The 4620-nt window shown below is 73.2% G+C and carries 6 protein-coding genes; all 6 read right to left on the bottom strand.

Annotated features, from left to right (window positions below):
• Positions 1-200 precede the first annotated feature (200 nt).
• Positions 201-1310 (bottom strand): hypothetical protein, encoded by a 1110-nt coding sequence (locus VGR37_08825; protein ID HEV2147494.1) that lies wholly within the window; start codon positions 1308-1310, stop codon positions 201-203.
• A gap of 138 nt (positions 1311-1448) precedes the next feature.
• A complete protein-coding gene (dacB, locus tag VGR37_08830; GenBank protein HEV2147495.1) occupies positions 1449-2906 on the bottom strand; it encodes a D-alanyl-D-alanine carboxypeptidase/D-alanyl-D-alanine-endopeptidase in 1458 nt (485 codons plus the stop codon).
• A 49-nt stretch (positions 2907-2955) separates the two neighbouring features.
• Complete coding sequence (locus VGR37_08835) at positions 2956-3408, bottom strand: hypothetical protein (GenBank protein ID HEV2147496.1); 453 nt, start codon at positions 3406-3408, stop codon at positions 2956-2958.
• 150 nt (positions 3409-3558) lie between these two features.
• On the bottom strand, positions 3559-3912 hold the full coding sequence (locus VGR37_08840) for a hypothetical protein (protein ID HEV2147497.1): 354 nt from the start codon (positions 3910-3912) through the stop codon (positions 3559-3561).
• A 22-nt stretch (positions 3913-3934) separates the two neighbouring features.
• A complete protein-coding gene (locus VGR37_08845; GenBank protein ID HEV2147498.1) occupies positions 3935-4267 on the bottom strand; it encodes a hypothetical protein in 333 nt (110 codons plus the stop codon).
• 131 nt (positions 4268-4398) lie between these two features.
• On the bottom strand, positions 4399-4620 hold a 222-nt coding region (locus tag VGR37_08850; protein ID HEV2147499.1), incomplete at its 5' end, for an acyl-CoA reductase.

Below are 4620 nucleotides of genomic sequence, written 5' to 3' on the forward strand. Positions count from 1 at the left end.
TCTCTTCCTGCCTTCGGTTCCCTCCTCTCCCTACCTGCCCTCCCTCTTACCTCCTCCTGCTCCCATCGTTCTCCCCCTTCTCGACTTGTGGGTAATGCGTAGCAGAATTGGGGGAGGGTGGCGAGCCTAAAGCGAGCCGGGGAGGGGCCGGGGGAGGGGGTCCGCTGTTGCAGTCTGCTCTCTATTCCCTGCTCCCCTCCCTACCGCCCCCGCGACGCCGCGAGGAACTGGTCCATGGCGATCGAGCAGCCGCGTGCTTCGGCGCCGCTGGCGCGCCCAAGGACCCGGATCCCCTCGGGCGCGACGAAGCCCAGGTCCGCGGTCTGGATGGTTATGACGGAGCCGAGGTTCGCCAGGTCCCAGTGGCGCAGCACGCCCACCTCGCCATCGGGGACGGGCTCCAGCGTCTCCGGGTCCACGGCGCGGGAGCGGACCCAGGGCGGGGCGCGGTGCAGGCGGGGCCCCGGCACGCCGGCCACGGCGTCGTAGAACTGGGAGCTCATCTCCGTCATCCCGTACTCGTTCACGCACCACTCCGTCCCGATCCCCAGCCGCTCGCTCAGCGCGGCGTACAGCTCCCCGCGCGCCACCTCCCGCGAGCGGCCCTTGAAGCCGCCTGTGTCCATCACCCGCGAGCCGGCCGGAAGGGCGAAGTGCTCGCCCCGCTCCGCCGCCGCGTCCAGCCAGTGCACGAAGGCGAAGCTGGTGCCCAGGATGCACATCGGCTCCCCGGCGCCCTCCGCCTCCCGAAGTGCCGCGCCGAAGCCCGCCGGGTCGATCCCCGCCTCGCCCACGAAGTACCCGCTCCCCGCCGCGCCCAGGTCCCGCATCACCTCGCCCACCATGTGGGAGAGGGAGGAGTCCGGCGCCTCCTCCATCGGCAGGACCAGGGAGAGCATCCGCATGGGGCGGTCGTCCGGCAGCAGGTGCGCCGCGAACCCCTCGCGCAGCGCGGCGTCGTACAGCGCCAGCTCCGGGAACCAGTGCTCCCCCCGCCGCTCCCGCCCCGCCGTGGTGCCGCTGGTGCGGAAGACCACGCGCGCGGCCTCCGGGCCGCCGCACACCAGCGGCGCCGCCTTGAAGGCGTCCGTCGGCACCGCGGGCACCTCCGTCCAGTGCCGCACCGTCTCCGGCGAGGCGCCCCGCCGCTCGCAGAACAGGCGGTACGGCGTGTTGCAGGCGAACTGGTGCGCGAAGACCGCGCGGGCCAGCGCGTCGAAGTCGGCGTCCGACATCGGCGCGCCCACCCCGGCACGGATGCGCGCCAGGAGCCGGTCGCGGAGCTCGTCTGCGGAGAGTGCGTCGTTCACGGGTGCCGCGGTCGGGTCGAAGGGCCGGGATTGCGCGGCGGGAGAATAGGTGGAAGGAGCGGGGAGGACAAGCGCGAGAAGGCCCAGGGGGAGAGCCCCCCAGGCACCTTGCCGCCGGAAGCAGCCGCCGTCCGGGAGCTACTGGCCCGCGTAGTCCGCCAGCAGGTTTCCCAGCTGCGTCTGCACTCCCCGCGCGCCGGACGTGTTCCGCCCGTTGTACAGAAACGAGAAGGCCACGTTCTCGCCGCTGGCCGTCTTCACGTAGCCGGAGAGCGTCCGTACCCCGCGGATGTAGCCCGTCTTGGCGTGCAGGTTCCCCTGCGCCCGCCCCCCCACGAAGAGGCGCCGCAGCGTCCCCTCACGGTCGCCGCCCACCGCCAGCGACTCGTGGAAGGTCCGGCTCCACGGCTGCGCGTCCGCGAACACCAGCGCATCCACGAGCGCCCGCGCGCTGGCGCGGTTCAGCGAGGAGAGCCCCGAGCCGTCCGCCTGCCAGACCTGTCCGTATGGCACCTTGGCGTTCTGGATGAAGAACTTGGCCGACGCCGCCCCGCCCCGGGTGTAGCTCCCCACCCCGATGGAGTGCGCGGAGGCCGCCTTCCACAGGTGCTCCGCGAAGAAGTTGTCCGAATCGCGGTTCAGCTTGGGGATCATCCGCGCCAGCGGCATGGAGTAGTGGCGGTGGATCAGCTTCGCCCCCTCCGGGACGCGGCCCGTCCGCACCTCGCCCGCCACCTGGATCCCCTCCTCCCGGAGCGCCTGGCGGAGCGCGCCGCCGGCCAGGAGCGACGCCTCCTTCACCCCCACCGGGTAGCGGTGCGGCCCGCGCCCGGAAACCCCGCCCTTGATGATGATGGTGTCCTGCCCCGGGTTGCGGACCGCCCAGCCGCGGCTCCCGCCGGTGCGGGCGCGGTTGTCCACCGGGATCTCCGGTACGTCCGGCTCCCGGACGAAGGTGGCCGGGCCGCCCCCGGGCGACGGCTTCACGTTCAGCCAGAGGACGTTGCGCTGGAACGGCAGGCCGTTCACGGTGGGCGCGTAGTAGGCCGCGCCGTTCCCCGTGTCCGCCGGCCACTCCGGGCCGTAGTTGAGCGTGTCGAAGACGCTGGCGTCCGCCACCACCCCGCCCTGCACCGCCCGGACGCCGCGCGCCTTGAGCTGGCGCGCCATGACGCGCAGCGGCCGCATGGGGTCCTTCTCGAACTCCGGGTAGCCGAAGGCCGGGTCGCCCGAGCCGCGCAGGTACACCGGCCCCTGCACCACCCCGTTCTCCGGGACCGGCCCCGGGAGGAGCAGGTCCGTGGGGAAGCGGAAGTCCGCCCCCATGGCCTCCAGCGCCCAGATGGCGGTGAACACCTTGTTGTTGGAGGCCGGGATCAGGATCGAGTCCGCGTTGACGGCGAAGAGCGGGCGCTTGCTGTCCAGCGACCAGGCGTAGACGCTCCAGTCGTCCGAGCCGCCGCCGATGATGGCCTCCGCGGCGGCCTGCAGCGGAGGCTGCGCGGCCTGGCGGGACTGGACGGTCGCCGGGACGAGGAGCGCGGCGGCGAAAAAGGCGAGCCCGAGGGCCCGCCGCCTGTAGGTCGAAGCTTTCATGACTCTTCGGTTCGTTTGCTGCGTGATCCCGCCCCGGCCCCGGTGCCCGTCACCCGGGATGCCCGCTGCTGGGGGCGGGCGCGTCCCGGTGCGGGTGCTGCACCTGCTCCAGGAGCATCTGCTGGACGCGGAACGAGGCCCGGGTGTTCTCCTCCATGTCGAGCGTCACCTCGAAGAACGAGGCCACCGCGAAGAGCACCACTGCGGCCAGCACCGTCCCCAGGAGCGTCAGGATCCCCGCCTGCACCGTCATGTCCTCGCCCCCGATCCCGTAGGCGAAGAGCAGCCCCCCGACGAGCAGGGTGGCGATCCCCAGGAAGCGGAGGAACCCCATCATGAAGCGGAGCCCGCCGTAGCGCTTCTCCACCCCGGCCAGCCGGCTGGGAGTGCGCCGCTCCCGGAGGAGGGCGTTGCAGCTGGGGCAGTGGTCCACCCGGGGGTCGTCGACCACGGTCCCGCAGTTGGTGCACTGGACCGGGGTGCTGAACAGGTGCATGCTCATGGACGCGCGTGGGAAGCCTGGGACCGGGCGCGACGAAGCGGCACCCGCCGCTCGTCCGCACCGACCGGGGTGGGAGGAGCAACGGGCGTGCCAGGGGGCGCCACCGTCTCGACTTTGTCTACCGGGAAAACGTCGGGAGAGTTCCGCGGGTCAGGCGCGGAGGGTGGCCGTCTGCGCCGGCGCGCCGTCCCGCCCGCCGATGGCCCGCACCGCGGCGACCAGGCGGCGCATCCGCACCAGCCGCAGCGAGCGCACGGTGTGGCGCACCACGCTGCGGAAGCGCCGGCAGTCGCGGCACTCCAGGTCGTAGCCCGTGGCGTCCAGCGGGAGGTAGCGCGCCATGCGCGTTTCCGGGCGCGCCTCCAGCAGGTCGCCGCAGCAGGGGCAGCAGGGCCGGTCCGTGCCGCGGAGCTGGAGGTCCACGTACCGGGCGTCGCGGTGCTCGAAGCTCCGCCAGACGAAGCGGGCGCGGCGGGTGGCGGTGCGGACGTGCGTCCTGATCATGCGTCTCCGGGATCGAGCCCGCTCACGGATCCCGGGCGGGGTCGGCGAGCGGGGTGGCGGTCAGGGTCGGGGCGCGTACGGCGCCCAGCGCCGTGCCCGCGGAGAGCGGCCGGACCTCCACGAAGGGCGCGTGCACCTCGTCGATCTCGGCGAGCGCTCCGGAGGGGAGCTCCACCACCAACTTGCGGCGGTGGCGCTCGCGGAGGCGGAGCGTCGCCCCCACGCGGACCCCGGCTGGCTCATAGCGATGGCGCAGCGTACCGAACAGGATGTGGACGACTTCGACCAGGTCTCCGGGGGCTGCCTCCGCCAGCGAGCGGAGGTCTGCCGCATCGGGCCTCAGGTGAGCGGCCATCGTGCCTCCGGCGAGTGGAAGCGTGTCCTGCGGAATCGGCAGCACGCAGGTAAACAGCTGAAGGCAAATCCGGTGCCATCGCGTCTACTCTTCGCGCGAGCCGCCGTTCCGCACCCCGGCGTCCCCGGCCGCTACGTCTCCAGGTCGCACCACCGCAGCATTTCCCGCAGCGGCGGGTGGCCGTCGTGGTGCCAGGTGCCGGGGGGCCAGGCCATCTCCCCGAGCGGCGCGACGCGGCTGGCTCCGACGCGGCCCAGGGCGGCCGCCAGCGCCTCCGTGCGCTCCGGCGACGCCGCCACGCCCACCGTCTGCAGCAGCCCGCCGATCCCCGCAGCCAGCGGGGGGACCGCGTC

The organism is Longimicrobiaceae bacterium, assembly GCA_035936415.1.
In the GTDB taxonomy this organism is placed as follows: Bacteria; Gemmatimonadota; Gemmatimonadetes; order Longimicrobiales; family Longimicrobiaceae; genus JAFAYN01.

Excerpts from the sequence above, each read along its gene's own strand:
- dacB (HEV2147495.1), bottom strand. The coding sequence starts at position 2,906 with ATGAAAGCTTCGACCTACAGGCGGCGGGCCCTCGGGCTCGCCTTTTTC.
- VGR37_08835 (HEV2147496.1), bottom strand. The coding sequence starts at position 3,408 with ATGAGCATGCACCTGTTCAGCACCCCGGTCCAGTGCACCAACTGCGGG.
- VGR37_08840 (HEV2147497.1), bottom strand. The coding sequence starts at position 3,912 with ATGATCAGGACGCACGTCCGCACCGCCACCCGCCGCGCCCGCTTCGTC.
- VGR37_08845 (HEV2147498.1), bottom strand. The coding sequence starts at position 4,267 with ATGGCCGCTCACCTGAGGCCCGATGCGGCAGACCTCCGCTCGCTGGCG.